Below are 23,440 nucleotides of genomic sequence, written 5' to 3' on the forward strand. Positions count from 1 at the left end.
TCAGGATTCTCTGCGGTGAATGAACCCCAGGTTCTGCACATCTACCCTGTGAGCCGCCATAGGGATCAAGCGGCGCACGGCCTCAACTCGATTCCAATCAAGCTCAGCCTCCAACACGCCGACATCCTCGCCTGCCTCGGCCACGACCTTCCCCCAGGGATCACACACCATCGAGTGTCCATGCATGTAGCGCCGCTCGCCAGCGGGCGTTTCATAGTGACCGCATTGGCCGCAGGCGACGACATAGGCCTGAAACTCGATCGCGCGCGCTCGACATAGGACCTCCCAGTGGTCCTTTCCGGTCTGTTGCGTGAAGGCTGCCGGCAGGATGAACGCATCGACATTCTCTTCTGCAAGACGATCGAATAGCCGGGAGAAGCGCAGATCGTAGCAGATGCAGCAGGCCAACCTCATTCCACCGATCTCATAGACCAACAGGCTGTTTCCCGGTCGGACGGTCTCGGACTCGCTGTAGACCTTGCCGTCGGGCGCAACGATATCGAAGAGGTGGATCTTTCTGTAAGCGCCGATCTCCAAGCCTTGCGCATCGAACACGACGCTGGTGTTGAAAATGCGCTCGGATGTGCCGGTCGTTTCGAGGAGACTCCCGGCATGGATCGCGACCCGATTTCGGGCAGCGAAGCTCTGGACCAGATTGTAGGCCGCGCCTCCTGGCACATGATCGGCCGCCGATCGCTTCTCGGCCGGCGTGCCACCGGTCCAATCGAAATGCTCGGGCAAGACAATGAGGTCCGGTCTGCCGGCAACCGCTTGGCGCATGAGCGCTTCGGCCCGCCGCAGATTGGCGGCACGATCCGGCTGAGAGTTCATCTGGACGAGCGCAATTTTCATGATGTGGTTTCCGGTTGGAAATCGAAGATGGAACGGCCGGCCGCAAGGTGCCGGCGTATGGCGATCGAATTCTGCTGCCGCGCGATCGCAGCGTGCGCCAGCGTGAGCATTTGGTCGCGCGGGGCAACGAATACGCCTTCCCGGTCGGCAAGAACCGCATAGCCGGGCAGCACTGCTGCTCCGCCGCAAGCAATGGGTTCGTTGATCGAACCGCCGATGGAGACCCGCCGGTTGGTGGTCTTTGAGGAGACGCCTCGGCACCAGACAGGCAGACCCGTTGCGGCAATCTCCTCGGCGTCCGTGCAGGGGCCGTCGATGACGATGCCGACGGCACCCCTTGCCTTCACCGCGGTTGCGACCCCACCTCCGACACAGGCGATATCGTCACCATCAACCCGCGCGATGACGAGAAAGTCACCGGGCATCAGGAGGTCGACAGCCCTATAGATCACGGTGCCATCCCGGCCGGCTGCCGCGACTGTCACGGCCGAACCGGCCGCCTTTGCCGGAAACACCGGCAGCACCCCGTGGCTGACGAAACCGACATGTTCGACATGGCCGATCGTGGCCGTTTCGGTCTTTCCCATCAATGCGATGAGTTCCTCGGAAAGAGGAGGGTGCCTGTCATTGATCCGGTAGGGCTGCATAGTCTGACCTCCTGTCGTTTTCGGTCAGACCGGGCGCTCGCCTGATGTGGTGGTGCGATGCATGATCCGGATGGAGTTCGGATCGAAGCCGTCGCGGCGGTGCATGGTGCAACGGTTGTCCCACATCATGATGTCGCCGACATCCCATTGCTGGACGAAGACCTCGCTGGTCGAGGTGGTGTGCTCCCAAAGTTCGGCGAGAAGGGACTCGCTTTCGTCGAGCGGCATGCCGACGATCCAGGCGCCTTCGGCCGTGCCCCCGAGATAAAGCGCCTTGCGCCCGGTCTCGCCATGCAGACGAACGAGCGGATGAACCATGCCGCTCCATTCGCGGAAATCGCGGGTCTTCGGAGCAGATTTGCCCAGGCGAAGCTTGCCGGTCTTGTCGTAGACGTTCTGGAAGAAGATCTGCCGGCCGTCGACGGCCTTCTTCAAGGCTTCGGGCAAGGTCTCATAGGCGTGGTACGACGAGAGGAAGTAGGTGTCGCCGCCGCTCGGCGGCACGGCGACCGCCCGCAGGATGGCGCCGGCCGGCGGCCGCTCGTAAAACCAGGTGTCCGTGTGCCATGTGGCCTCGCTGTTGCCCATGGCGCCGCTCGGCTTGCCGTCGGTCATGACATTGCTGATGACCAGAATTTCCTTGTGGGTCGGATGCCCGCCCTCCTGGAGCTGCTTCGGATGAATGACGAACTCCCCGAAATGCCTGGAGAAGGCAACCTGCTGGGCGTCGGTCATGGACGTCTTCTTGAAGCGCAGCACACCGTACTGGAGCCAATAGCGGCGGACCTCGTCGATATCCTGCTGGGTGTAGTTGTCGAAGTCGAAACCTTCGATGTCGGCGCAGACATTCGATTCATGCTGAACGGCACGAAGCCTCTGTTTATCAAGCATTTTCATCTCCTTTGAAGTGACCTCTTGAGGTCAAGGTCATGGTAGGCGGGAGGCATCGGGTGGTTCCAATAGCGATGCCTTCGGATTGATCGTTCCACCCTATCGGTCCGCCTCAAGCGCACAGCGGCTGGATGTCGGCGTCGTCGATGCCGAGACGAATGGCGTCACCCACTTTCGGCGGGACACTCGCGCGGGTCGCTCGAAGAAGCACATGGAGACGCACGTCAGAACCGAGATCGGCATCGATCTCGAAGGCGGCACCGAGGTTGACGACCCGTCGCACGGTGGCATCGAGAAGGTTGGCGCACCCGCTGCCGCCGGCGGCAGGCGGCAGGACCGCGATGCTTTCCGGACGGATCGAGCAGTACCGGATCTCGCCAGCGAGTTCGGCCTTGTGCGCCTTCAGGATTAAGTCATCTCCAACCGCCAGTTCGAGATGGGCCGCTTTCGTTGCCGCAGATGTCACCGAAAGGATGTTCGACTTGCCGATGAAATCTGCCACGAAGCGCGAGTTCGGCTCGCGGTAGAGGGCGGCGGGCTGCCCCTCTTGCGCAATCGCCCCTTGCCACATGACCACCACCCGATCGGACATCGCCATGGCCTCCTCCTGATCGTGAGTGACGTAGACGAAGGTCATTCCGAGTTGCTGCTGGATTTCCTTCAGTTCGATCCGCATCGCCTCTCGGAGCTTCAGGTCGAGATTGGAAAGCGGCTCATCGAGCAGCAGGACCGATGGCCTCGGCGCGATCGCCCGGGCAAGTGCTACCCGCTGCTGTTGGCCACCGGATAGTTCCCGCGGGTAACGCTCTCCCATTCCTTCGAGGTGAACGCTGCGGAGCGCGCTTTTGACGGTCGTTTCGGCTTCGTCCCGGCGAACGCCCTTCATCTTGAGGCCGAAGGCCACGTTCTCCGTTACCGTCATGTGTGGAAAGAGCGCATAGTTCTGGAACACCAGGCCGATGTTGCGGCGTTCCGGCGGCACTCGCACCTGACTTCGTCCCTTGATACGAATGTCGCCGTGGGAAGGGGCGGTGAAGCCGGCGATCATGTTGAGCGTGGTCGTCTTGCCGCAGCCGGATGGGCCGAGGATGCTGACGAACTCGCCTTGAGGAATTGCGAGGTCGATATCCTTGACGACCGCCATGCTGGCGTAGGATTTGCTGACCGAGACGAGTTCGATGTCGAGTGCGTTCATTTGCTGCCACCATGGAGTTGGGCGGAAAAACCGCCGATCTTTTCGAAGAGGAAGATGACCGTGAGGATGAAGGCCATCGAGGCGACGTTGACTGCCGCGAGCACCGGATCGAGGCTGTATTCGAGGTAGTTGATCACGGTGATCGGCAAGGTGCTGTCGCCGGGCCGGACGAGGAAAACCGAAAGCGGGATGTTGTTGAACGAGATGATGAAGGCGAAGGTCACGCCCGAAAGAACCCCGGGCTTGATCATCGGCAGCACCACCAGCCGGATGCGTTGAAGCTTGCCGGCTCCAAGAATCTGAGCTGCTCGATCGAGGTTGGCGTCGAAATTCGCAAGCGAGGTCGCCACCATGCGGGTCACGAAGGGGAGGGCGAGCACCACGTGCGCAGCAATCAGCGCCGGCGTGCCGAGGAACCCCTGGAGCCCGATCATCGAGAGGAAGAGCACGATGGCGACGCCCTTGACGATCTGCGGCACCGAAAGCGGTGATAGAAGGCACGACATCAGGGCGTCGCTGCCCGGAATACGCTCATAGACGACCGCATACGCCGCAAACAATCCAAGCACCCCGCTGATCGCTGCGACGACCGTCGCGATTTTTACGCTCGCCAGGAACGGGTCGAGCCAGCGGCTGGACCAGAGATCCGCATACCAGCGCCCCGTCCACTCCCAGGGCTGAAGCGTGACAGCCGATGTCGGGCTCAAGGAGGCTGCGACGACGACGATGAGCGGCAGGGTGATGAAGCAGAGGACCGTGCCGAGCGAAATCCAGTAGAGTATCGAGATAAGCCTGTTCATCTTTCACCTCCCGATGAAACAGAGGCGCGCGATCTGCGGCGGCTTTCGTAGCGGACGCCGACGAACGAGATCCCCAGCATCATGAGGAGCAGTGCCATCGCCATGACGGATGCGAACGGCCAATCGATGTAGAAAAGCACTTGCTCGTAGATCATCGTCGCCAGCACCTTGAAGCCGGCGCCGCCCAGAAGTGCCGGGGTGGCATAGGCGCTCGCGGCCATTGTGAAGGCGATCAACATCGAGCTGACGATCCCGGGCACGGAGAGGGGCAGGACGATCGTGCGGATCACCGCCAGCCTCGAGGCACCGAGCATCTGTGCCGCCCGCTCCAGATTCGGATCGATGCCCTGAATGCTCGTCATCAGGGAAAGGATGCCGAATGGGAGCACGACATGCGTCAGGCCGACGACGACGGCAAAGAGGTTCTTCGACAAGGGGAGGGGCGAACTGATGACGCCGAGATGGAGGAGCAGATCGTTGATGAACCCCCTATCTTCCAGAATGATCAGCCAGCCATAGGTTCGAAGAACAACGCCGGCGAGTTCTGGCGCAAGCGCAAGCGCGAACACCACCGCACGCCAGCGCGTGGTTGCCCGCGCCAGGAAATAGGCGACCGGATAGCCGAGGACGGTTACGCTGACCGCAACCAGCAAGGACATCAAGGCAGTGCGACAGAACCCGGCGATCGAAAGGCCGTCGGTGAAGAAGCGCTGATAGTGCTCAAGGGTCGGTGAGAACGTTTCGGTCTGAGTAAAACTCATTCCGATCATCATCCCCATCGGCAGTGCAAAGAAGGCCGAGAGCACCATAAGCGACGGCGAGAGAGCGGCAAGCGGAAACCAGGCGAGGGTACGCCGGCGTCGCGCCGGCGGGTGCAAGTCGAGAGCAAGGCTGTTCATCAGTGCTCTCCTCAGCGGGCGTTCGGAACGACGTCACGTTCCCAGCGCTCCGCCCATTCCGGCAGCTTTTCCTGAAGTCGGAGGAGATCGGGCAGGTGCAGACGATCGCCGTCCGGTCCAGCTGTGAGCTGCCGGTCCTTCAGCTCATCAGGTACGGTGATGTCGCCGCGCGCGCTTCCGACACGGTAACCCGCCACCCACGCCTCCTGGCTCGATTTCTCGAGGAAGAAATCGATGAACTTCCGGGCGGCATCCTTGTTTGCGGCACCGACTGGAATGTTGAGGGTTGCGACAAGCGGAATGGTCCCTTCCTTCGGGCTGATATAGTCGACCGGCAGGCCTTCATCGACCATCAGCTGCGCACGCCCGTTCCAGAAGGGCATCGCCCAGACGGAGCCCTCGCGCAGATAGCTTTCAAGAATTGCGGAGGATTGCTCGAAACCCACCGACTGCGCCGATATCTTGGCCATGGCATCGAAGCCCGGGTCGACGTTGTCGATCAGGTCCCCGCCATTCGTGACCGACATCATCTCAAGCAGATAGACGGCCATGATGTTCTGGAAGGTGGGAAGAATGACCCTCTTGTTGAGCTCAGGCTCGAGCAAAGCGGACCAGGAGCTGGGCTGAGAGGCCAGCTTGTCGGTCCGGTAGAGGAGAGAAAGGTACTGGACCTCGTGCACAGCGCCGCAGGCGCCGGCGACCGCTGCAAGTTCGCCTTGAAGGGCGTTGAGGTTCGGGATCGACGATGGCGTCAGTTGCTCGAGCAGGCCATCTTTGCATCCTTGCAGCGACTGCGATGCCGTCATGACGACCAGATCGAACCCCGGCCGACCTTGGGTGGCCTTGATCTTGGCATAGTCCTGCTGGGCGGATCCCACGGCATCGTAGACGACGTCGATACCAAAGCGCTTCTCGAACGGTCCGATGATCCGCTCTCGGATGATGTCCTCGTAAGGTCCTCCATAGCTGTTGATGATAAGCGTTTCGGCCCCCGCCGTTCCGCTGCCAAAGCCCGAAAATGCCAGGCACAAAGACGCAAGCAAGCATTTCGCTCCCACGGTGTCTCTCCCATTCGTTGTAACCAGAACGAATGGTGGCGCCCGGGAGTCCGTGGGTCTAATCGGCGATCCCTAGGATTAATGTCCTAGGGCTATCAATTCGGCTGAGAGCGGGACTATCTCGCGCCGGGCGACCCGTAGAGATACAGTCCTCGCCGGCCATATGAAGCTAACTATCTACGGGGAGGTGCGAGATGGGCGTAACGACTCTTTCCAGCCGAGAGTTTAATCGCGACGTGAGAAGCGCCAAGAAGGCCGCGAACAACGGCCCTGTCATCATCACGAACCGCGGCAAGCCATCGCACGTCCTCATTTCCTACGATGAGTTCGAACGCTTGAGCGGCAGGCACCGGAGCCTCGTCGAAGCGCTCGCCATGCCCGGCCTTTCGTCAATCGACTTCGACCCGCAGCGGGCTCAAATCATGCCTCGCGAAGTGGATCCGTGTCTATCGGACAGGAACAATGGGCGCATTCGACCCGATCCCCGATAGATCGATCCGCATATCGGCCGACGTGATGTCGCCCGGTTGGGCTTCGTCGACGGATGGCAAAAAGGGTTCAGCGCTGTTGCGCCTGTCCTTCGGCCGAACAGCGGGTTGTTCGGCTGCCAGCCCGCCCGGGTCCTCCGCCCGGAATACGTCTTTACCCTCGAACTCACCCGAGACCCAGGCATGGAGGCTGTCGGACAGGACATAGGGTAGCGCTTCGCTGCTGGCGTTTCGGCCATACCAGGCGGCGACGATCCGCATGACTTTTGCAAACATTGCCGTCCCCATGCGAAGGTTCTCGCAGGCATCGAAGAGGGTAGGGCTCAATACCGTGCCACTCTCTATCCCAATGTGCGCGGGGTACGACGTCATTCCAACCCGCACGGTCGCCTGACCGACATAGCGGCGGGCGATTGCGAGCGCTTGTTCTGGGGTCTCAGCCTTTTCCACCAGGATCTTCTTTCGGCCGACCTTGACCGTCACAGCCAGTGGATCGCCGTTCCCAACAGCGCGGACGAACTCCTCGACCACGTTTAAGTCCAGGGACGGATCTGCGCATTTCTCGATAAGCGCCGCCTCAAGCACGAGAGCCTCCCGATCATGTGTTGAAAGAAATCACGAGCGGGATGCCAAAGAGACTGGCCCAAGCTGCCACGTTGGCGCGTTGGATATCGACGATCGAACTGCCGGTGGTCCACCAGCCGTTCCCAACGGCAACGATGACGTCCGCACCTGCGAGCATCGACTGTAGAACCGGCCAAACCAACAATTGCTCGTAGCAGATCAGGGGTGCAATTCGGCGCTTGCCCACGTCGACCACCGGGTTGGCAAAGAAGTGCGCACGCGCCCCGCCGCGTTCACCGAAAAAAGGACCCCACGGACGCCACATCGAAACCGGAACTGGCATCCGTTCCCGATAAAGAATGTCACTGCCGTCGCCATCGATCATGAGGAGCACGTTGTCGTATCCGCTGGGATCGAGCACCGCGGCGCCGGCAATGACCGTGACCCCGCGCCCATGCAAGTTCTCCTTCCAGTACGAGCCAAGCGTCGGCGTCCAGAACCCCAGGGCACTCTCGGGCAAGACGATGAAACCTGCGCCTTGGCTCGCGATCTCATGGACCGTTGCGATCAAGTCACGCTGCCTCTTTAGAGTTGCGTCTCGACCAAGCGAAGACCCCATTTGGAGATCGACGCCGCGCCATGCCGCAGGTAGCTTTGGGTCGGTCCAAGAAGCGGCGGACCAGAGCCAAAAGCCTGTCAAGGCAACGGCGACAGCCGGTCCCATGCGGGTTGCGAGGCCCATGAGGCCGGCTGTCATGGCAACCAATCCCCACCATCGCCAGCCGGGAAACAGAACGCCCGAGGCGGTGAGCGGATGTGCCCATCCGGTTATCCCTAGGGGTGGAACCGCCATGAGAAACATCGCAACAAGAAAGCCGAACGGTCTCCAGGCTGAGCGCTTGCTCCAGACCAAGAGATGGACCAGGACGAAGCTCGCTGAGGCGGCGAGCCAGAAGATGAGACCCGGCCAGACGTCGGTGGAATAGAACTGCTGAACGCCGAGCGGCAACCCGCGAGAAGCCGTCAGAAAGTATGCGGCCGAGACGACCAGAACCGCCGTCCGGTTAGGCGCCTTCGACCAAATCAGCGCAAACGCGCAAGATGCCGGCAACAGCATCAGATTTCCGCTCCAGCCGATCCATCCGGCAAGGACGGCCGCGACCGCCAGCACGGCCGTCAGCACGAGATCACGGCGCATAGGTCAGCACCGCATCGGCCAAGCCGAGAATTCCTTCTGCGGGAATCGGACCGAAGTAACGGGAGTCCCAGGAGGCTGGAAAATCGGAGTGCAGGAACACGTGGCCGATCGGAACGACCCCGCCCTTGAAAGACGGAAGCGGTCGACCACGACCATCGCTTTTCCGAACGTCGGCGTGAGCAATCACGCGTCCGTCGATCTCAAGTTTGTGGCCGACCCCGACACGTTGTCCTTCAAGTGCGATCACCGTCTTTATGAGCGGGCCGTATCCGCCGGGGCAAAGACCGGCCCGCAAATAGCCGCGCATGTGCGCCTCGCGAAACCGGGGCGTGTCCGGCGGGCAGACAAAGACAAGATCACCAGTGGCGACCGCGCCTGCCACCGGACGGATCCGCCAAAGACCGAGCGATTGGCTCGGCGTCCAGTTGAGGCGATAGCCGTAAGCCAATCCGCAAGAGACAATCGCGAACGATGGCAGCAATCCGACCAACACCAGAAGGAGCAGCCGTTGACGCCATCGGCGCGTTGTTCTGGAACGAGCGGGTCCGTTTTTCATTTGAGCCGGAGTTCCTTGCCTTGTGATTGACGCTGCGTTTCGGTCAGCTTGAGGCCGGTCGAGACACGATCGCGCGCGGAAAGCAGCTGGATCGTCCGCATCGCGTCCCAGGCCAGGCGCACGTCTTTCTTCTGTTGAGGGGTCATTCCCGCCGTGACGGCCGTAAAGACCTCGCCATCCGGGGCTTTCGCCGCAATCTGCAGGAAGATGCGCTCGCCGAACCTTTGGCTGACCGCCGCTGAAAATCGCTCGAGCTCCATTCTGACTGACGGGTGGAAGTGTGACGGTTCAAGGCGTGCCTGATCATCTCGCCCGAGCCCTTCGCGCAATTGTTTGAGCGCTTGTATGGCGTCAGGTGAAAGCGTGGGGATCTCGACCGCCAACCTCGAACGAAGAGCATTCTCTTCAGCCAAGTACCTCCGTTCGACTTCGGCGCGTGCGCGCATGTAATCCGCGAGATTTCGGGCGAGCGCCGGCACATTGAGAAGTGCCGTTTCCCGATCATGCTTGTCGGACCGGCTCGCAAACATCCCGGTTCTGCCACCGAGCGCGCCGAAATGCTGTGGCTCGGCGGCAAGCTTTTGAAGGACGGTTGCGGCGAGCGACGCATCGTTCAGCATCGCATCGATCTTGACTGCGGCAAACGCGACCTCCGGCTGGGCGTAAACGAGCTGGAAGCGCATCGAGATGTCCTGCCAAATTCCGTTCAGGTTGAGATCGGCCCCGAGCCTGTCAGCGACAGCTTGCTCAACAGACCTGGCAAAAACCGTTATCGCGGAAACCATGGGTCTTACAGCTCCGATTGCTGGGGCCGCGTGCTCAAGCTTGCCGCGTGCAAGCCCGATTGAAGACGCCAGATCGGCCAATCGCGCGCCCAGCGTTGCGAGGTTTTGCTTCTGCCTGATGATCCAGTGAAGTCGGTCGCGCACAACCGTGCGGGCAACGCTCATGAGGAGTAGTCCGCGTGCTTCGGCAAATCGCAGCGCCTGGCGATAGAGCGGTCGCGCCTCGTAATCGAGCGTCGTTTCCTTGGCGTTTCGACGCGACAGGATCGGTATCAAGCCGCCCGACTTAGCGAAGGAGCGGCGACCGTAATAGACGACAAGTTCGTCGCGGTGGCGGGTCATCGCGACATAGGTGAGATGGCGGTCCAATGACAGCGACGCGAGCACTTTCACCTGATCGACGGTCGCACCTTGCGACTTATGGATGGTCGTCGCATAGCCGTGGTCGACATTATTGTAGAAGCGTTGCTCAACGGTCACCTCGCGTTGATCTGCCCCTTCGCCGACACTTGCGATGAAGCGCCCGGGACCCGCTTCCATCACGCGCCCAAGCATGCCGTTCTTGACGCCCAGGATGGCATCGTTCTTCAGGAACACGATCTGGTCGCCGGCGGAAAAGTTGCGGTTTCCGTCTGCTGTGCGGAACGTATCCCCTTCACCAACAACCCCACGCTCGACGAGCTTGCCGCGCGCTAGCCGATTGAGCAGGCGCACATCCCTCCGCAGATGCGTGAGGATCAAGCTCGTCTTTGTCGGCTCATACTCCCGGTCCCAATCGGTGATGAGGCGTTCGACGGCCTCGGATTTGAGCTCCGCACTCACTATCCTGCCATTGGCGCCGTAGGCGTCGATCGCTTCGCCAATCTTGCCGCGCGCCAGATCAAGCGAAGCGCTACGCATCCAGGGCGCACGCTGGCGATAAATGGTCTCAAGTTCAGCATAGCCGGCGCGGTCGACGATCGCACGGAACGCCGCACCCGCCTCGATCGGCTGAAGCTGTTCGGGATCGCCGACGAGAACGAGTTTCGCACCGGCCCTTACAACGGCTTCGACGAAGAATGCCATCTGCCTCGACGAGACCATGCCGGCCTCGTCGAGGACAAACACCGTCTTTTCGTCGAGATGGTCATTGCCTTGCGTCCAGCGACGCTCCCACGACGAGAGCGTGCGCGAGGTGATCCCCGCCTCCTTCTCCAATCCCTCGGCCGCCTTGCCGGCGAGAGCGCCACCGAGAACGCGATACCCCGCAACCTGCCAGGCTTGCCGCGCGGCTTTCATCATCGTTGTCTTGCCAGCGCCTGCACGACCAACGACGGCGGTAAGGGCGGCACCTGACGTCACATGTTCAATAGCCGCCTGTTGCTCATCCGAAAGACCTCGATTTCGGGAAAAGATGGTCTCCAACAAAGCGCTGGGGATGCCGTGTGACATTCGCCTCGCGAGTGAGAGCGCGCGGTTCACCATCTCCGCTTCGAGCCGGATGAGTTCCCGCGTCGTGTACCGTGCAGGGGTGTAGATCCCCGTTCCAAAGTCGGTACCTTCTACAGTCAGGCGCAATGCGCTCGGGTCTCGAAGCACGCGCAACATCAACGAGCCGAAGAGATCCGCATCGTCGATATAGCGATGAAGGATCTTCGCGACGTCCCGTTCGTCGAAGACGCTTTTTTCGCGCGTTATCATCTCCAGCACGATGTCAGGACGATGCTCGATGCGGCGCGCGTTTTCCTGACGAAGAGCCTCCTGAAGTTCAAGACGTTCCAGAGAAGCGGGCTCTTGCGATGCGGAAGACTTTCGCTCAATCGCCTTGGCGCCAACGCCCAGATGGATCGTCGGCACAACCGAGATCCCCTGGCTCTCGTAGGAATGTCCATCGACGCGAATGTCGAGGCCGGCGAGTGCCAGATGCCTGTTCTGGCATGCGAACCATCCGTCTCGAACAGCATTGAAATCGTCGAGACCGCCCGCCCAGAGTTCGTAAACGATCTTGCCCATGTCGTTGCGCAACGGCCGGCCGTCGGGTGCAAGCAATGGCACCTTCTTCGCTCCGAACCCTTCGGCCGTGAGAGGACGAAGCGTCGTCATCAGATGAACATGCGGATTGCCGGGCGCGTCATGATAAACCCAATCGGCGACCATGCCTTTTGAAAGGATGTGTCTCTCCACGAACTCGCGCACAAGCGCGATGTTCTGCTGGGGCGTGAGTTCGATCGGCAAGGCGATCGTGACATCCTTGGCAAGCTGGGCATCGGAGCGTTTTTCAAACTCTTCGACCCTGTTCCAGAAAGCTTCCGACGCGCCGGACACGGACCGATCGGCAATCATTGAGGAAAGCCAGGCCGGCGCATCTGCTGGCACTAGGAACTCTTCATGGAGCAGCCCCTGCTTGGCGCGATAATCGACCACACGCGCTTCGCGTTCGAAGTCCATCTTCGCGCAGTGGCGATAGGCAGCCGACATGACGGCACTGCGACCCGCGCCACGGGCAACGATGCTGACGGAAAAATGCGGGACGGCCACGGCGATATCACTCCCGGATGAAAACGAGATCAACACGTTCCTGGAAGGGGCGGTGACGCCGGGCAAGCAAACCGAGACGTCGCGCCAGCGACGTATAATTGCGCCCTTTGATGCCGCTCCTTCGGAACGGCCGGGATGATCGTCAAAGGCGTTGGCCAAGCCAACGGACACTTTTGTCCCTGGATGGACAGGCCCATCTGCTCGAATTTCGTGCCGTTCCAACAACGCACGAAAGGACGATCGGAATGAAAAAGCCTTCTTCGAGGATCCGCGAAGAAATCGCCAAGCTTCAGGAACAATTGAGGCAGGCCGAAACCCGCGAAGCCGAACGGATCGGCCGTATCGCACTGAAGGCCGGTCTCGGGGAGATCGAGGTCGATGAACTCGAACTGCAATCCGCCTTCGAAACGCTCGTGGCACGGTTTCGGGAAGGGGGCAGAGCGGCCGTCCAAGGGAGCAAGGCCCCGTCGCTCACGCCTGGCGCTGCTCAGGGCGGCGCTGAAGGGGTTTGAGAGGATGGCACGCGCAACCACAATCGCCGCCCGGCGGAAGGACACCCGGGAGAAGATCGAACTCGGCGGTCTCTTTGTCAAAGCGGGCTTGCGCTACGAGACGCGCGCGCTCCTCCTTGGCGCCTTGATCGATATTGGCGAGCGCCTGAAGTTCGATGATGGCGAGCGTAGTCGGCTGACGAAAATCGGTACGGAGGCCTTTCGAAATGGGCGTGAGTAGGATCGCGCTTGCGGCCTCGCCACTTGCCTTGATGATCCTTGCTCTTGTCGCAACGCAGGGCGCCGGCGACTGGCTGTCGTCTTTCGCAGGACGGGAGGCCGGACGGCTGGCGTTGATCCAGGCGGGCATCGCGATCCCCTCTGTTTCAGCGGCGCTCGTCGGCGTCATTTATCTGTTGGCGGCAGCCGGATCCGCAAACATCCGCTTTGCAGGATGGGGCGTGCTCGGGGGAGGGATGACCGCTGCGGCTGTCGTCCTCATGGATGGCTTTACAGACACGAGCCGGGCTCAGTCCTGGCAGTTCCACACGCTGGACCCCGAACCGGCAGCGCTCGTCGGGGCCTTAGCATCGCTTCTATCATCGGCCTTCGCATTGCGGGTCGCAATGATCGGAAATGCCGCCTTCCCCAAACCCACGCCGAAGCGCGTTCGCGGCAAGCGCGCCATCTACGGCGAGGCCGAATGGATGAAGCTCTCCAGCGCGAAAAGGCTCTTTCCGGAGGTGGCGGGCATCGTGATCGGAGAGGACTACCGTGTCGATGAAGACAGCGTCGCAGCCATTCCGTTTCGCGCAGACAAGCGCGAGACCTGGGGCGCTGCCGGCCGATCGCCGCTGCTATGCTTCGACGGCTCTTTCGGCTCGTCGCATGGGATCGTCTTTGCGGGGTCAGGCGGGTTCAAGACCACTTCGGTAACGGTACCGACGGCGCTCAAGTGGGGAAGTACGCTCGTCGTACTCGACCCCTCCAACGAAGTGGCCCCGATGGTGATCGACCATCGAAAAGCCGCTGGCCGGGACGTTCGAATTCTCGATCCGAGGAAACCCGACGCAGGCTTCAATGCCCTGGACTGGATCGGCCGCTACGGCCGAAGCAAAGAGGAGGACATTGCCGCGGTTGCCTCCTGGATCATGAGCGACAGCGGTCGCGCGGTCGGGGTGCGTGACGATTTCTTCAGGGCGTCCGGACTGCAACTGCTGACCGCACTCATTGCCGATGTCTGCCTCTCCGGTCATACGCGCAAGGAAGACCAGACGCTTAGGCAAGTTCGCCGAAATCTCGCCGAGCCTGAGCCGAAGCTGCGCGAACGCCTGCAGGCCATTCACGCGAGCTCGGGTTCGGACTTCGTGAGGGAAAATGTCGCTGCATTCGTCAACATGACGCCGGAGACCTTTTCGGGCGTCTACGCGAACGCGGTGAAGGAAACCCATTGGCTCTCCTATGAGAACTATGCGGGTCTGGTGTCATCTAAGAGTTTTTCGACCGAGCAACTCCTGGCCGGATCGCTTGATGTCTTTATCAACATCGATCTGAAGACGCTGGAAACGCATTCGGGCCTTGCTCGCGTCATCATCGGATCCTTCGTGAACGCGATCTACAATCGCCATCGCTCAGGCGACGACCTTGCTCTATTTCTCCTCGATGAAGTTGCTCGCCTCGGCTACCTACGCATTCTTGAGACGGCACGAGACACCGGCCGCAAGTACGGGATATCGCTCACGTTGATCTTTCAGTCGATCGGCCAGATGCGCGAGACCTTCGGCGGCCGCGACGCGACCAGCAAATGGTTCGAGAGCGCAAGCTGGGTCTCCTTTGCCGCCATCAACGATCCCGAGACGGCCGAATATGTTTCAAGGCGCTGCGGCACGACGACCGTCGAAGTCGATCAGATCAGCCGCAGCTTCCAATCACGTGGGTCGTCACGCACCCGCTCAAAGCAACTTGCTGCCCGGCCTCTCATCCAACCGGACGAAGTGCTGCGCATGCGCGCTGACGAACAGATCGTGTTTACCGCGGGAAACGCGCCACTTAGATGCGGTCGCGCCATATGGTTCAGACGCAACGACATGCGAGGCTGCGTCAGAGGGAACGGGTTTCATGCAACGTCGGAGCCCACCTGAACTTCCAGGCGACCCATCACGAACATGAATCGATCAGCCGGGATCGATTCAAAACTCTCGTTGGACGAGATTCTGAGCATCGGCGATTCTCATCCCATGCTCACTCAGCCCTACCACCTATATGCCGAACGCAAGGATCCGGCGCAGAACATGGCCAGGTATTACGCCATGGACATTTCGCTGGACCTGTTCGGTCAAACATGTCTCACGAGGCGGTGGGGTCGTATCGGCTCGGCGGGGCAGCGCATGGCCCATCACTTCACCGACGAGAGCGACGCGGTGAAGCTGTTCCTGGATATCGCGCGGCTCAAGCGAGCACGTGGGTATCGACCAGCAGCAACTGACCATCTAGCTAAGACAAGTCCAGCAATCACAACTATCCTGTAATTGCTGTATGGAATGAGGCCCCGCCCGAAGGCGGGGCCCGTTCGGCTTAATCCCTGTTGGGCCGCGACCAGATCAGCTGGTAGCCATCCTCACCTTCGACTTCCGCAAGCGTCGCGTAGATCGGAGCGGGAAAGCTTGGATCATCGAGCTTGACCGAGAGGTAGTCGCGACCGGTCTGCTCGGAGCTCTTCTGCCAGGCCGCCCCGAACTCGACGTTGCCGGCGTAGATGCGGAAGTGTGGGCCCTTGTCGGAGGGAGATTCGATCCGGGCGATGCGGGCCTTGACGTTAAGGGCCAGGGTGCGGATCGAGCCGTTGAAGCCGTTTTCGGTCGAGGTGAAAGTGCCGATGGTTGCCATGTCGAAGTTCCTTTCTGGTGTTTCGGGCCGCGCCCTTCGCGGCCTCGATGGCTGTCGAAAGGACCGGGGACGATCGGACCGCACCCATTGGGCCGCAATGAAATGGAGGACGGCAAGGAGCACTTTTGTTGGCTGGTGGGAATGGCGGCTGAGTTGCCAGGGGCAAGAAAAGTGCGCCTGCCGTTGCGGGCAAACGAGAGAGGCTTCAGCCGTTTTCCGGTCAGACACGCCTCATCGAGCCCGCGCTGGGAGCGCCGAAGCACGGAGGAAACATCTCGTTGGCAGCGAACCCAATCACTGGTCCGGAACCTTCGGCAGCTCTCCACTACCGGCGAATGTCGTCGGCGCCGACTTTCACCATGATTGTCTCCATCCTCGATCAAGGCACAGTTGCGACTGCATTGCCGCGCCAGATCGTCTTGACAGCGATTCGTGGCCTGGAGGAGATATGCGTCAGCACACAAGACCGTTCATCGTCGAAATCAAACAGTCCAGAAAACCGCAGAATAAGGCGCAAAAGACGTCGATCTGGGGAAGTATGGATCTCAGCATATCTGACGAACCACGAGTAGCCATGCCGGCAGAGGGTCCGTCGGCCGCCACCGAAGTCGTCAGTCAGCTTCCTAGTGTGCGTCCTTCCGTTACCTGATGGATGCCGTAAGCCTCCCTCCAATCGGAAGCTTCTGCACTTGCGGTCCGGCCAGCCGGTCGAACGTTTTCGTTCGCCACAGGCCGCCTCCAGGACGATCAGGGGTGGGCAGGGGAGTTTGAGGGGCGGGGCTTTGGGGCGCCCCTCAAGACACAGGATGGCCTCGCGTCCAGTTGGATTACCGGACGCAAGGCGATCAATCGGCCGCGAGATCAATCGGCCGCGAGAAAATCAGCGGCGGAGCAATGCGGCCATCCTTTCGCCAATAAGCCAAAGAGCTTTGTTGAGCTTGATGTCCTGATCGATGCCGTTGATCGGTCGAGACGTCGATCGACGCGCTCTGCCGAATTCGTCACGCTTTAAGCCGCGCAATCCGCCCTTGATGCTATTCTCCTGAACGACATTCCACACAGTCCAAAGATCTTCTGCCCGATCCTCGACGCGGCGAGGCGCCAGCAATTGTTCTGGCTTTATCGGGCTCGTTGCCAAGCCTTCGGCGTCACCAAACCGGACGACGTGCGCAGCCTCAGCCAAGACTTCCCTTGCTTCGCGCCCCATTTTCAAGCCCGACCAGTCCTGCGGCGCCGCGAGCGTGCGTTCCGCCTCCCCAAGCACACGATAGGTGCCTTCGATCACCTTGCCTTGAACATCACCGGAGTGTCGGACCTTGATCGCGTCGATCGTTCCCGTTTGCGCAACGAGCGAATTCAGGCAGCACACGCGGAAAAGCCCTGCGAGCAATTCGTATGCACTCGTTCCGTCGTTCGCGTTCTTGAGAAGGATTTCGCAGACCGTATCGCCGACGTGATAGACGTTGCCGTCATCGAGACGGCGAAGCCGGATGAGATGCTTGGTAAAGTTCGCCTTCCCCTCTGTGCGGCTGACAGACTGGCGCGCTCCGACCGGCATGAAGCCTTCTTTCATAAGGCCGCGCAGGATCTCAATTGTGGGGATCGGCTTAAAGCGCTCGGAGCGGCTCTCGTGCGCCGAAGTGGCAAATATCGAGGGCGCGATGCCACGCATCTCGTCTTCGGTGAGTGCGCGACCTGTGTCGAAGCGGGCGGTTTTAGCATAGATGCTCATTGTCATTTCTCCTTTTCCTTAGGACCGCGAAGCAGGGCCGCGTCCTGCTTCCCGGGGCCGCGCGAGCGGTGGGGACGGAGGGGAAAACAGCCTTTGCGGGGAACCGCCTGCACGAAAGCGAAGCGAAGGAAGGTGGGCGAAAGACTGTTTGGGGGAGAGAAGGGGCAAAGACCCTCGGCCCCCTCAGCCGATCGGCCCGATCGGTCAATTATCAATGAAGCGTATCGGAGCTTTCAGCATAGCGCCGCTTCAGCGGGAAAGCGGGAATTCGCGTCACGCGAAGGAGGGAAAAAGGGCCGCCGCAGGAGCTTCAACATAGTGGCCCGGAGGGGAAGCGGGATCGACTGCCCCCGTCCGTCGCGTTCCGTGTACACTCTTTGCTTCGAGCGACTGGCCTCGCGATAAAGCAAGTTACATTTTAAATTGGACGGACTCCCGCTTTAAATTGGACGCCAATGGAGATAACATTGGCCGCATGACCGATACAAATCGCCCGAGCACACTCATCCAACGCAAGGCCCGCTCCATGGTCGAGACGGCGCTGTCGGACACGCGCGTCGTTCTGGTCGCCGGACCAAGGCAGGCAGGAAAGACCACCCTTGCGCGACAGTTCTCTGGAACAGAGCGGCCGTATTACACCCTTGATGACGCCGGCACACTCAGCGCCGCCAAATCCGACCCCGTAGGCTTCGTTCGCGGCCTCGACCGAGCGGTAATTGATGAAGTTCAGCGGGCGCCTGAGTTAATGCTTGCGATAAAGGAAAGCGTAGATCGTAGCGATGAGCCGGGCCGCTTCCTGCTCACAGGTTCAGCAAACCTCGCTACCGTGCCGGCGGTGGCAGACTCTCTTGCCGGCCGCATGGCCCTAATTTCGTTGCTGCCGTTTGCACAGGCTGAAATACGATCGACCCCAGGCCGCTTTCTCGATCGCATTTTTGCGGGAGAGGTGCCCGTGATCGCGGACGGACTTGTGCTCGGCGACGACCTTGTGGAGACGGTTATACGTGGAGGGTACCCTGAGGTCGTACGCAGGACGCAGCCCAACCGGCGCACCGCGTGGCTTGAAGACTATGTGGCGCTTATCCTTGACAGAGACGTGCGCGACATTGCCAATATCGATCAGTTGGGCAGGTTGCCGCGCCTCCTTAATGTTCTTGCAGAGCATGCGGGACAGTTGGTCAATCATAGCGGATTCGGCTCGGCCCTCGGACTATCCAGTGTCACCGCTCAAAAGTATGTCGCAATCCTTGAACGACTCTTCCTTGTCCGAACCCTCGCGCCATGGTCCAACAACCGGCTTAGTCGTCTGGTGAAAACACCAAAGTTGCATTTTCTCGACACTGGCCTGCTCGCAGCCTTGCGCGAAGACGATGTCAACAGCATCCGTGAAAACAGGGCGCGTTTCGGTCCTTTGCTTGAGAGTTTCGTCGCATCAGAACTCATGAAGCTTGCATCTTGGTCCGAACGCCGACTTTCGTTCTCTCACTATCGGACAAAGGATCAGACCGAGGTCGATGTTGTTGTCGAGGACCGGCGCGGTCGCGTCGTCGGCATCGAGGTCAAGGCATCGTCGACGGTCAAGGCTGAGGACTTCAAAGGACTTCGTCAGTTACAGGAGGCGGTAGGCGACCGCTTCCTGCACGGCATCGTTTTGCACGATCACGACCGCGTGACGCCATTCGGCGAAAAATTGCACGCCGCACCGCTTTCGGTCCTGTGGACGATGTAAGATCACGTAAGATTTATTATGGAACTTATCTTTGTTGATGATCAGCGGGAATTTAACGTAGCGTCGCATGGGGCAACAGCAATCAAACTGCCACTTGAAATTGCGGCCCCGACGGCTAGGCTGCCGATGGACGATTGAGGGGGCAGACATGCATGCACATCGCATACCCGCAACCGCACAAATGGCGACCCACATTGCCGTCGCGCTTTCCGTGACGCTTTTGTGTCCGACGGTGTCGAACGCCGCCGATTTCGACCAGACGCGCATGGCGCCGCAAAGCGACTGGACGGTGATCGTCAGCCCCTATGTCTGGGCGGCGAGCCTCAAGGGGGACGCATCGCTTGCCGGCTTCGACACCGATGTCGACGTGCCCTTCAAAGACACGCTTGACCATCTCGACCTGGCGCTGATGGGAAACATCGAGCTGACCAACGGCCAATGGGGCGTCTATTTCGACGGCCAGTACGTCCGTACCAGCCAGGATGAAGAGCTGGCCAGCCATGAGATCGGCCTCGACATCAAGATGACGACACTGGCGGTCGGCGCGTTCTATCAGGTCTATGAGCAGGAACTCGGCGGCAACACGGTCTTCGGCAAGCCCCGGACGCTTTCGATCGAGCCGACGATCGGCCTGCGCTGGACGAAGCTCGAAGCGGACGTGTCCGTGGCCGGCTTCAACAAGAGCAAGAGCGCCGACTGGACCGACCCTTTCGTCGGCCTGCGGCTCAATGCCGATCTCAGCGAACGCTGGAACCTCGTCGCCGAGGCCGACGTCGGCGGCTTTGATGTCGGCTCGAAGCTCAGCGTCAACGCCCAGGCCTATCTCGGTTACCGCACCGAAATGTTTGGCCAGCCGACAATTTTGCGCGCCGGCTACCGGCTGCTCTACCAGGACTACGAAAACGACGACTTCACCGGAGCGAACAAGTTCCGCTGGGACGTGAACCAGCATGGCCCGGTCATCGGCTTTTCCATGCTGTTCTAGTCCGCCGCACCTTCATCTGGACACACGACTTGGATGCTCCGGACACGCTTAACCCGCAAAGGAGATTGGTATGATGTTCATCGGAAAGTCCGCTGCCCGATCGATGACTTCAGCACTTGCCGCCCTTCTCATGCTTGGCCACACCACTGCCGAAGCCTGCACTCGGCTCGTCTATCTCGGCCCGAACGACAGCGTCATCACCGCCCGCTCCATGGATTGGAAAAGCGACGTCGCGACCAATCTCTGGGTCTTGCCGCGCGGCATCGAGCGAACCGGCCAGGCAGGGCCGAATTCGTTCAAGTGGACGGCGAAATACGGCAGCGTGGTCGCGACCGGATACGACGTCTCCACCACCGACGGCGTCAACGAGGCGGGTCTCAATGCCAATCTGCTCTGGCTGGTCGAATCCGAGTATCCCAAGTTCGATGACAAATCGAAGCCGGGCCTGACGATCGCCGCCTGGGCGCAATATGTGCTGGACAGTTTCGCAACCGTCGAAGAGGCGGTCGCGGCGCTCGAAAAAGAACCCTTCACCATCGTCACCGACAACGTGCCGGGCGAGAACCGGTTGACGACACTGCATCTGTCGATCTCGGACAAGACCGGCGACAGCGCCATTGTCGAATACATCGGCGGCAAGCAGGTCATCCACCACGACCGCAAGTACCAGGTGATGACCAATTCACCGGTCTTCGACCAGCAACTGGCGCTCAACGCCTACTGGAAGCAGATCGGCGGCACGGTGATGTTGCCCGGCACCAACCGCGCGTCGGACCGCTTTGCCCGGGCCTCGTTCTACGTCAACGCCATTCCCAAGGACGAGAACCCCGACCGGGCGCTGGCCAGCGTCTTCAGCGTCATTCGCAACGTCTCGGTTCCCTACGGCCTCAATACGCCGGAGGAACCGAACATCTCCTCGACCCGCTGGCGCACCGTCGTCGATCACAAGCGCAAGCTCTATTTCTTCGAGTCGGCGCTGACGCCGAACACCTTCTGGGTCGACCTCAAGAAGATCGACTTTGCCAAGGAGACCGGCAAGGTGATGAAGCTCGACCTCGGTGACAACCAGGATCACACCTATTCGGGCGATGCCACCGGCGACTTCAAGCCCGCCGAACCGTTCAAGTTCCTCGGCCTGCAGATGTGAGCGTTTGGCCCAAGCACGTTTGAAGGCTTGCTTCGGTATCCGGCTTCAATAGTATCCTGCACGATGGGGTGGCGGTATACGTGACGAGAGGCAGGACGTTGAGACTCTCCACTGCAGCGAACTCGATCATCGTTGCTATGTTCGGAGCGCTTGTCGCTCTACTAGGCCTCTGGATCTACGAAAGCTACCAGACTTCGATGCGACGCGCGGAAGAGCGCGTTGTTGCTGCTTCCAAGATCGTATCAACGAACGCGTCGTGGATTAACGCGCTTGCAGTGCAGACGCTCCAGCGTATTGATGATTCTCTGGGACCAACCCTCGGCCTTGCTTCAGACGAAGTAAAGAACCTCAACGAGGCAGTGTCAAACCTCCCGGGCAAAGTCCAAGCATATGTGGTCGATCGCAACGGACGCACACTTTTTTCGACGGATCCAAACATAAGGCCGATTGACATCAGGGATCGTGAGTACTTCTCGGCCGTTGCGAAGGGCGAACCTTTTCACGTCTCGGGACTACTTGTGAGCAGGCTCAACAACAAGCAGATATTTGTGTTCAGCAAACGCCTTGAACGAGACGGTGTATTCTCGGGGGCTGCGATGGTTTCGTTCGAGGCGGAATTGCTTCGGGATGTCTGGGAAGCGGTATCGCTCGGCGAAAATTCGACGGTAAGCATGATCAGAAAGGATGGGGAACTCGTCGCACGATTTCCCGCTTCTGATGGTCCGATGAATATGAGCAGTTACGTGCTCTTCACTGATTATTTGCCCAAGGCTTCGAGTGGGACATATGTGGCGAACTCCCCGGCGGACGGCGCTCGGCGCGTCGTTGCATACCGCCTCGTGGAGGGAACTGGAATAGTCGCGCTCGCGTCCGCAGACTACGAAGCTGGCTTGACACCTTTTCGGAGTGACCTCTTCATTGCAGCAGCCGTTTTGGTCTTGGCTTCAATCTCGTCGCTCGCTGCATGGGGCTGGATTCGATACGTGGGGAAGCGCGACGCAGAAAAATCGGCACGTTTGGAGGACGCTCTGGAAGACAACAGATTGTTGCTTCGAGAAATCCTCCATCGTGTCAAAAACAACTTTCAAGGCGTCCAGAGCGTTATTCGCATGCATCAACTACCAGCGGACGCTCAAAAATTATTGTTTGACCGCATCGGCGCCATGATAGCCGTCCACGAGCAGATCTACGGACGCGACCAGTTCAGCGCCATAGGTGCAAACGATCTCATCCCCTCAATCATCGACAAGCTGATCAGCGCCTATGGCGACAACGTGGCCGCACGCTACGACATAGAGGACTTCTATCTGGATCCGGATCAGGCCACGCCCGTAGCACTACTGGTGACTGAAGTGGTCACCAATAGCCTCAAATACGCCTATCCAGACGGACGACAGGGGACCTTGACGATCAGCCTTCGGAGGCATGGCGATCTCGGGGCCACTTTAGTGATTGCCGACGACGGCGTGGGGTTCAACCCTGATGATGTGCGCAGAGGTATGGGAAGCCGACTCATTCGCGGTGTGATGGGCCAGTTGCGCGGCTCGTTCGAGTACAAGTTTCAAGGGGGCACCGTGTTCACCGCTCAACTCGCGCTTATCCCGCGCAAATAGCGCCGGCTCGAGTCGGGCCCGAGAACAACGCTCGAGAAAAGAATCTGCACAAGCCTGGGTACTCCAGAGCCCGTTCGCCACATGGTCTTATGCGAGCGATCTTGAAAGCTGAGGGCTCGCGGCTAGATTTTGTCTTGCCAATGACGAGCCCAGAGGATCGGCCAGTGAGGGCCGACTTGAAGAAACATTATGGTCGATGAAAACCAACTTCGCGACGCGCGTGATGCTGGAGAACGGTTGCTGTCGTCGCATCCATCCGAAGATCCTTTCGCGGCAGCCTTCAAGGCCACGCGCATGCCTATGTTGATCACCGATCCACGCCAGCACGACAATCCGATTATTTTTTCAAACCGCGCCTTCTCTCAACTCACGGGGTATAGTCAGTTCGAGTTGACTAGTCGAGTGGG

At 60.1% G+C, this 23,440-nt stretch carries 22 protein-coding genes and 1 pseudogene; 10 read left to right on the top strand and 13 right to left on the bottom strand.

Annotated features, from left to right (window positions below; all coding sequences use genetic code 11):
• The 7 genes from XB14_RS28470 to XB14_RS28500 form a co-directional block, all read right to left on the bottom strand.
• Complete coding sequence (locus XB14_RS28470) at positions 1–852, bottom strand: carbon-nitrogen hydrolase family protein (RefSeq protein ID WP_077966962.1); 852 nt, start codon at positions 850–852, stop codon at positions 1–3.
• Complete coding sequence (locus XB14_RS28475) at positions 849–1,499, bottom strand: RraA family protein (protein ID WP_077966970.1); 651 nt, start codon at positions 1,497–1,499, stop codon at positions 849–851. The genes XB14_RS28470 and XB14_RS28475 overlap by 4 nt, the downstream gene beginning before the upstream one ends.
• Before the next feature lie 24 nt (positions 1,500–1,523).
• A complete protein-coding gene (locus XB14_RS28480) occupies positions 1,524–2,390 on the bottom strand; it encodes a TauD/TfdA dioxygenase family protein (RefSeq protein WP_077966971.1) in 867 nt (288 codons plus the stop codon).
• Between the two features lie 112 nt (positions 2,391–2,502).
• On the bottom strand, positions 2,503–3,585 hold the full coding sequence (locus XB14_RS28485; RefSeq protein ID WP_077966972.1) for an ABC transporter ATP-binding protein: 1,083 nt from the start codon (positions 3,583–3,585) through the stop codon (positions 2,503–2,505).
• Positions 3,582–4,385 (bottom strand): ABC transporter permease, encoded by an 804-nt coding sequence (locus XB14_RS28490; RefSeq protein WP_077966973.1) that lies wholly within the window; start codon positions 4,383–4,385, stop codon positions 3,582–3,584. The genes XB14_RS28485 and XB14_RS28490 overlap by 4 nt, the downstream gene beginning before the upstream one ends.
• Positions 4,382–5,284: an ABC transporter permease gene (locus tag XB14_RS28495; RefSeq protein WP_077966974.1), complete on the bottom strand. Its 903-nt coding sequence runs from the start codon at positions 5,282–5,284 to the stop codon at positions 4,382–4,384. Before XB14_RS28495 ends, XB14_RS28490 begins: the two co-directional genes overlap by 4 nt.
• Positions 5,285–5,295: 11 nt before the next feature.
• Positions 5,296–6,327: an ABC transporter substrate-binding protein gene (locus XB14_RS28500; RefSeq protein WP_234804164.1), complete on the bottom strand. Its 1,032-nt coding sequence runs from the start codon at positions 6,325–6,327 to the stop codon at positions 5,296–5,298.
• A 209-nt stretch (positions 6,328–6,536) separates the two neighbouring features.
• Here XB14_RS28500 and XB14_RS28505 point away from each other — a divergent pair, with 209 nt between their 5' ends.
• Entirely contained in the window at positions 6,537–6,833 is a 297-nt protein-coding gene (locus XB14_RS28505; protein ID WP_077966976.1) for a type II toxin-antitoxin system Phd/YefM family antitoxin, read from the top strand.
• Here the strand turns inward: XB14_RS28505 and XB14_RS28510 are convergent.
• Genes XB14_RS28510 through traA form a run of 4 tightly spaced genes read right to left on the bottom strand, consistent with a single transcriptional unit; the run spans position 6,789 to position 12,450 of the window.
• Positions 6,789–7,415, bottom strand: coding sequence for a conjugal transfer protein TraH (locus XB14_RS28510; protein ID WP_077966977.1), 627 nt, complete (start codon positions 7,413–7,415; stop codon positions 6,789–6,791). The genes XB14_RS28505 and XB14_RS28510 overlap by 45 nt on opposite strands.
• Positions 7,416–7,428: 13 nt before the next feature.
• Positions 7,429–8,592 (bottom strand): conjugal transfer protein TraB, encoded by a 1,164-nt coding sequence (locus tag XB14_RS28515; protein WP_077966986.1) that lies wholly within the window; start codon positions 8,590–8,592, stop codon positions 7,429–7,431.
• Positions 8,582–9,148: a conjugative transfer signal peptidase TraF gene (gene traF / locus XB14_RS28520; RefSeq protein WP_077966988.1), complete on the bottom strand. Its 567-nt coding sequence runs from the start codon at positions 9,146–9,148 to the stop codon at positions 8,582–8,584. Before traF ends, XB14_RS28515 begins: the two co-directional genes overlap by 11 nt.
• Positions 9,145–12,450, bottom strand: a complete 3,306-nt coding sequence (gene traA / locus XB14_RS28525) for a Ti-type conjugative transfer relaxase TraA (protein ID WP_077966991.1) — start codon at positions 12,448–12,450, stop codon at positions 9,145–9,147. The genes traF and traA overlap by 4 nt, the downstream gene beginning before the upstream one ends.
• 245 nt (positions 12,451–12,695) lie before the next feature.
• On the opposite strand from traA, the gene traC reads away from it, so the two are divergent.
• From traC to XB14_RS28545, 4 genes are read left to right on the top strand one after another with little or no spacing between them, the layout of a single operon-like run.
• Entirely contained in the window at positions 12,696–12,962 is a 267-nt protein-coding gene (gene traC, locus XB14_RS28530; protein ID WP_077966997.1) for a conjugal transfer protein TraC, read from the top strand.
• Between the two features lie 4 nt (positions 12,963–12,966).
• The gene (traD, locus tag XB14_RS28535; RefSeq protein WP_077967008.1) at positions 12,967–13,182 is read left to right on the top strand and encodes a conjugal transfer protein TraD; all 216 of its coding nucleotides are present in this window, start codon (positions 12,967–12,969) and stop codon (positions 13,180–13,182) included.
• Complete coding sequence (traG, locus tag XB14_RS28540) at positions 13,169–15,082, top strand: Ti-type conjugative transfer system protein TraG (RefSeq protein WP_077967009.1); 1,914 nt, start codon at positions 13,169–13,171, stop codon at positions 15,080–15,082. The genes traD and traG overlap by 14 nt, the downstream gene beginning before the upstream one ends.
• Before the next feature lie 24 nt (positions 15,083–15,106).
• Positions 15,107–15,469, top strand: coding sequence for a WGR domain-containing protein (locus tag XB14_RS28545; RefSeq protein ID WP_143348583.1), 363 nt, complete (start codon positions 15,107–15,109; stop codon positions 15,467–15,469).
• A gap of 46 nt (positions 15,470–15,515) precedes the next feature.
• Here the strand turns inward: XB14_RS28545 and XB14_RS28550 are convergent, their stop codons facing one another.
• Positions 15,516–15,827, bottom strand: coding sequence for a DUF736 domain-containing protein (locus XB14_RS28550; RefSeq protein ID WP_077967010.1), 312 nt, complete (start codon positions 15,825–15,827; stop codon positions 15,516–15,518).
• Between the two features lie 880 nt (positions 15,828–16,707).
• On the bottom strand, positions 16,708–17,559 hold the full coding sequence (locus XB14_RS28560) for a DUF932 domain-containing protein (RefSeq protein ID WP_077967011.1): 852 nt from the start codon (positions 17,557–17,559) through the stop codon (positions 16,708–16,710).
• A 475-nt stretch (positions 17,560–18,034) separates the two neighbouring features.
• On the opposite strand from XB14_RS28560, the gene XB14_RS28565 reads away from it, so the two are divergent.
• The 5 genes and pseudogenes from XB14_RS28565 to XB14_RS33660 form a co-directional block, all read left to right on the top strand.
• On the top strand, positions 18,035–19,288 hold the full coding sequence (locus tag XB14_RS28565; RefSeq protein WP_077967012.1) for an ATP-binding protein: 1,254 nt from the start codon (positions 18,035–18,037) through the stop codon (positions 19,286–19,288).
• Positions 19,289–19,436: 148 nt separating this feature from the next.
• Positions 19,437–20,273 (top strand): hypothetical protein, encoded by an 837-nt coding sequence (locus XB14_RS28570; protein WP_234804165.1) that lies wholly within the window; start codon positions 19,437–19,439, stop codon positions 20,271–20,273.
• Between the two features lie 103 nt (positions 20,274–20,376).
• Complete coding sequence (locus XB14_RS28575) at positions 20,377–21,420, top strand: linear amide C-N hydrolase (RefSeq protein ID WP_419178646.1); 1,044 nt, start codon at positions 20,377–20,379, stop codon at positions 21,418–21,420.
• A 98-nt stretch (positions 21,421–21,518) separates the two neighbouring features.
• Positions 21,519–23,033, top strand: a complete 1,515-nt coding sequence (locus XB14_RS28580; RefSeq protein ID WP_143348584.1) for a sensor histidine kinase — start codon at positions 21,519–21,521, stop codon at positions 23,031–23,033.
• Between the two features lie 189 nt (positions 23,034–23,222).
• Positions 23,223–23,435 (top strand): annotated as a pseudogene (locus XB14_RS33660) (histidine kinase); the annotation flags it as partial.
• Positions 23,436–23,440: the final 5 nt, after the last annotated feature.

This window comes from Ensifer adhaerens (assembly GCF_002007205.1).
In the GTDB taxonomy this organism is placed as follows: domain Bacteria; phylum Pseudomonadota; class Alphaproteobacteria; order Rhizobiales; family Rhizobiaceae; genus Ensifer; species Ensifer adhaerens_D.

What these genes read in the sequence shown, in the direction of transcription:
- XB14_RS28550 (WP_077967010.1), bottom strand. Translation starts at nt 15,827, where the DNA reads ATGGCAACCATCGGCACTTTCACCTCGACCGAAAACGGCTTCAACGGC.
- XB14_RS28480 (WP_077966971.1), bottom strand. Translation starts at nt 2,390, where the DNA reads ATGCTTGATAAACAGAGGCTTCGTGCCGTTCAGCATGAATCGAATGTC.
- XB14_RS28575 (WP_419178646.1), top strand. Translation starts at nt 20,377, where the DNA reads ATGACTTCAGCACTTGCCGCCCTTCTCATGCTTGGCCACACCACTGCC.
- XB14_RS28545 (WP_143348583.1), top strand. Translation starts at nt 15,107, where the DNA reads ATGAATCGATCAGCCGGGATCGATTCAAAACTCTCGTTGGACGAGATT.
- XB14_RS28565 (WP_077967012.1), top strand. Translation starts at nt 18,035, where the DNA reads ATGACCGATACAAATCGCCCGAGCACACTCATCCAACGCAAGGCCCGC.
- XB14_RS28485 (WP_077966972.1), bottom strand. Translation starts at nt 3,585, where the DNA reads ATGAACGCACTCGACATCGAACTCGTCTCGGTCAGCAAATCCTACGCC.
- XB14_RS28475 (WP_077966970.1), bottom strand. Translation starts at nt 1,499, where the DNA reads ATGCAGCCCTACCGGATCAATGACAGGCACCCTCCTCTTTCCGAGGAA.
- XB14_RS28570 (WP_234804165.1), top strand. Translation starts at nt 19,437, where the DNA reads ATGCATGCACATCGCATACCCGCAACCGCACAAATGGCGACCCACATT.
- traF (WP_077966988.1), bottom strand. Translation starts at nt 9,148, where the DNA reads ATGAAAAACGGACCCGCTCGTTCCAGAACAACGCGCCGATGGCGTCAA.
- traG (WP_077967009.1), top strand. Translation starts at nt 13,169, where the DNA reads ATGGGCGTGAGTAGGATCGCGCTTGCGGCCTCGCCACTTGCCTTGATG.
- XB14_RS28495 (WP_077966974.1), bottom strand. Translation starts at nt 5,284, where the DNA reads ATGAACAGCCTTGCTCTCGACTTGCACCCGCCGGCGCGACGCCGGCGT.
- XB14_RS28470 (WP_077966962.1), bottom strand. Translation starts at nt 852, where the DNA reads ATGAAAATTGCGCTCGTCCAGATGAACTCTCAGCCGGATCGTGCCGCC.
- XB14_RS28505 (WP_077966976.1), top strand. Translation starts at nt 6,537, where the DNA reads ATGGGCGTAACGACTCTTTCCAGCCGAGAGTTTAATCGCGACGTGAGA.
- traC (WP_077966997.1), top strand. Translation starts at nt 12,696, where the DNA reads ATGAAAAAGCCTTCTTCGAGGATCCGCGAAGAAATCGCCAAGCTTCAG.
- XB14_RS28560 (WP_077967011.1), bottom strand. Translation starts at nt 17,559, where the DNA reads ATGAGCATCTATGCTAAAACCGCCCGCTTCGACACAGGTCGCGCACTC.
- traD (WP_077967008.1), top strand. Translation starts at nt 12,967, where the DNA reads ATGGCACGCGCAACCACAATCGCCGCCCGGCGGAAGGACACCCGGGAG.
- XB14_RS28515 (WP_077966986.1), bottom strand. Translation starts at nt 8,592, where the DNA reads ATGCGCCGTGATCTCGTGCTGACGGCCGTGCTGGCGGTCGCGGCCGTC.
- XB14_RS28490 (WP_077966973.1), bottom strand. Translation starts at nt 4,385, where the DNA reads ATGAACAGGCTTATCTCGATACTCTACTGGATTTCGCTCGGCACGGTC.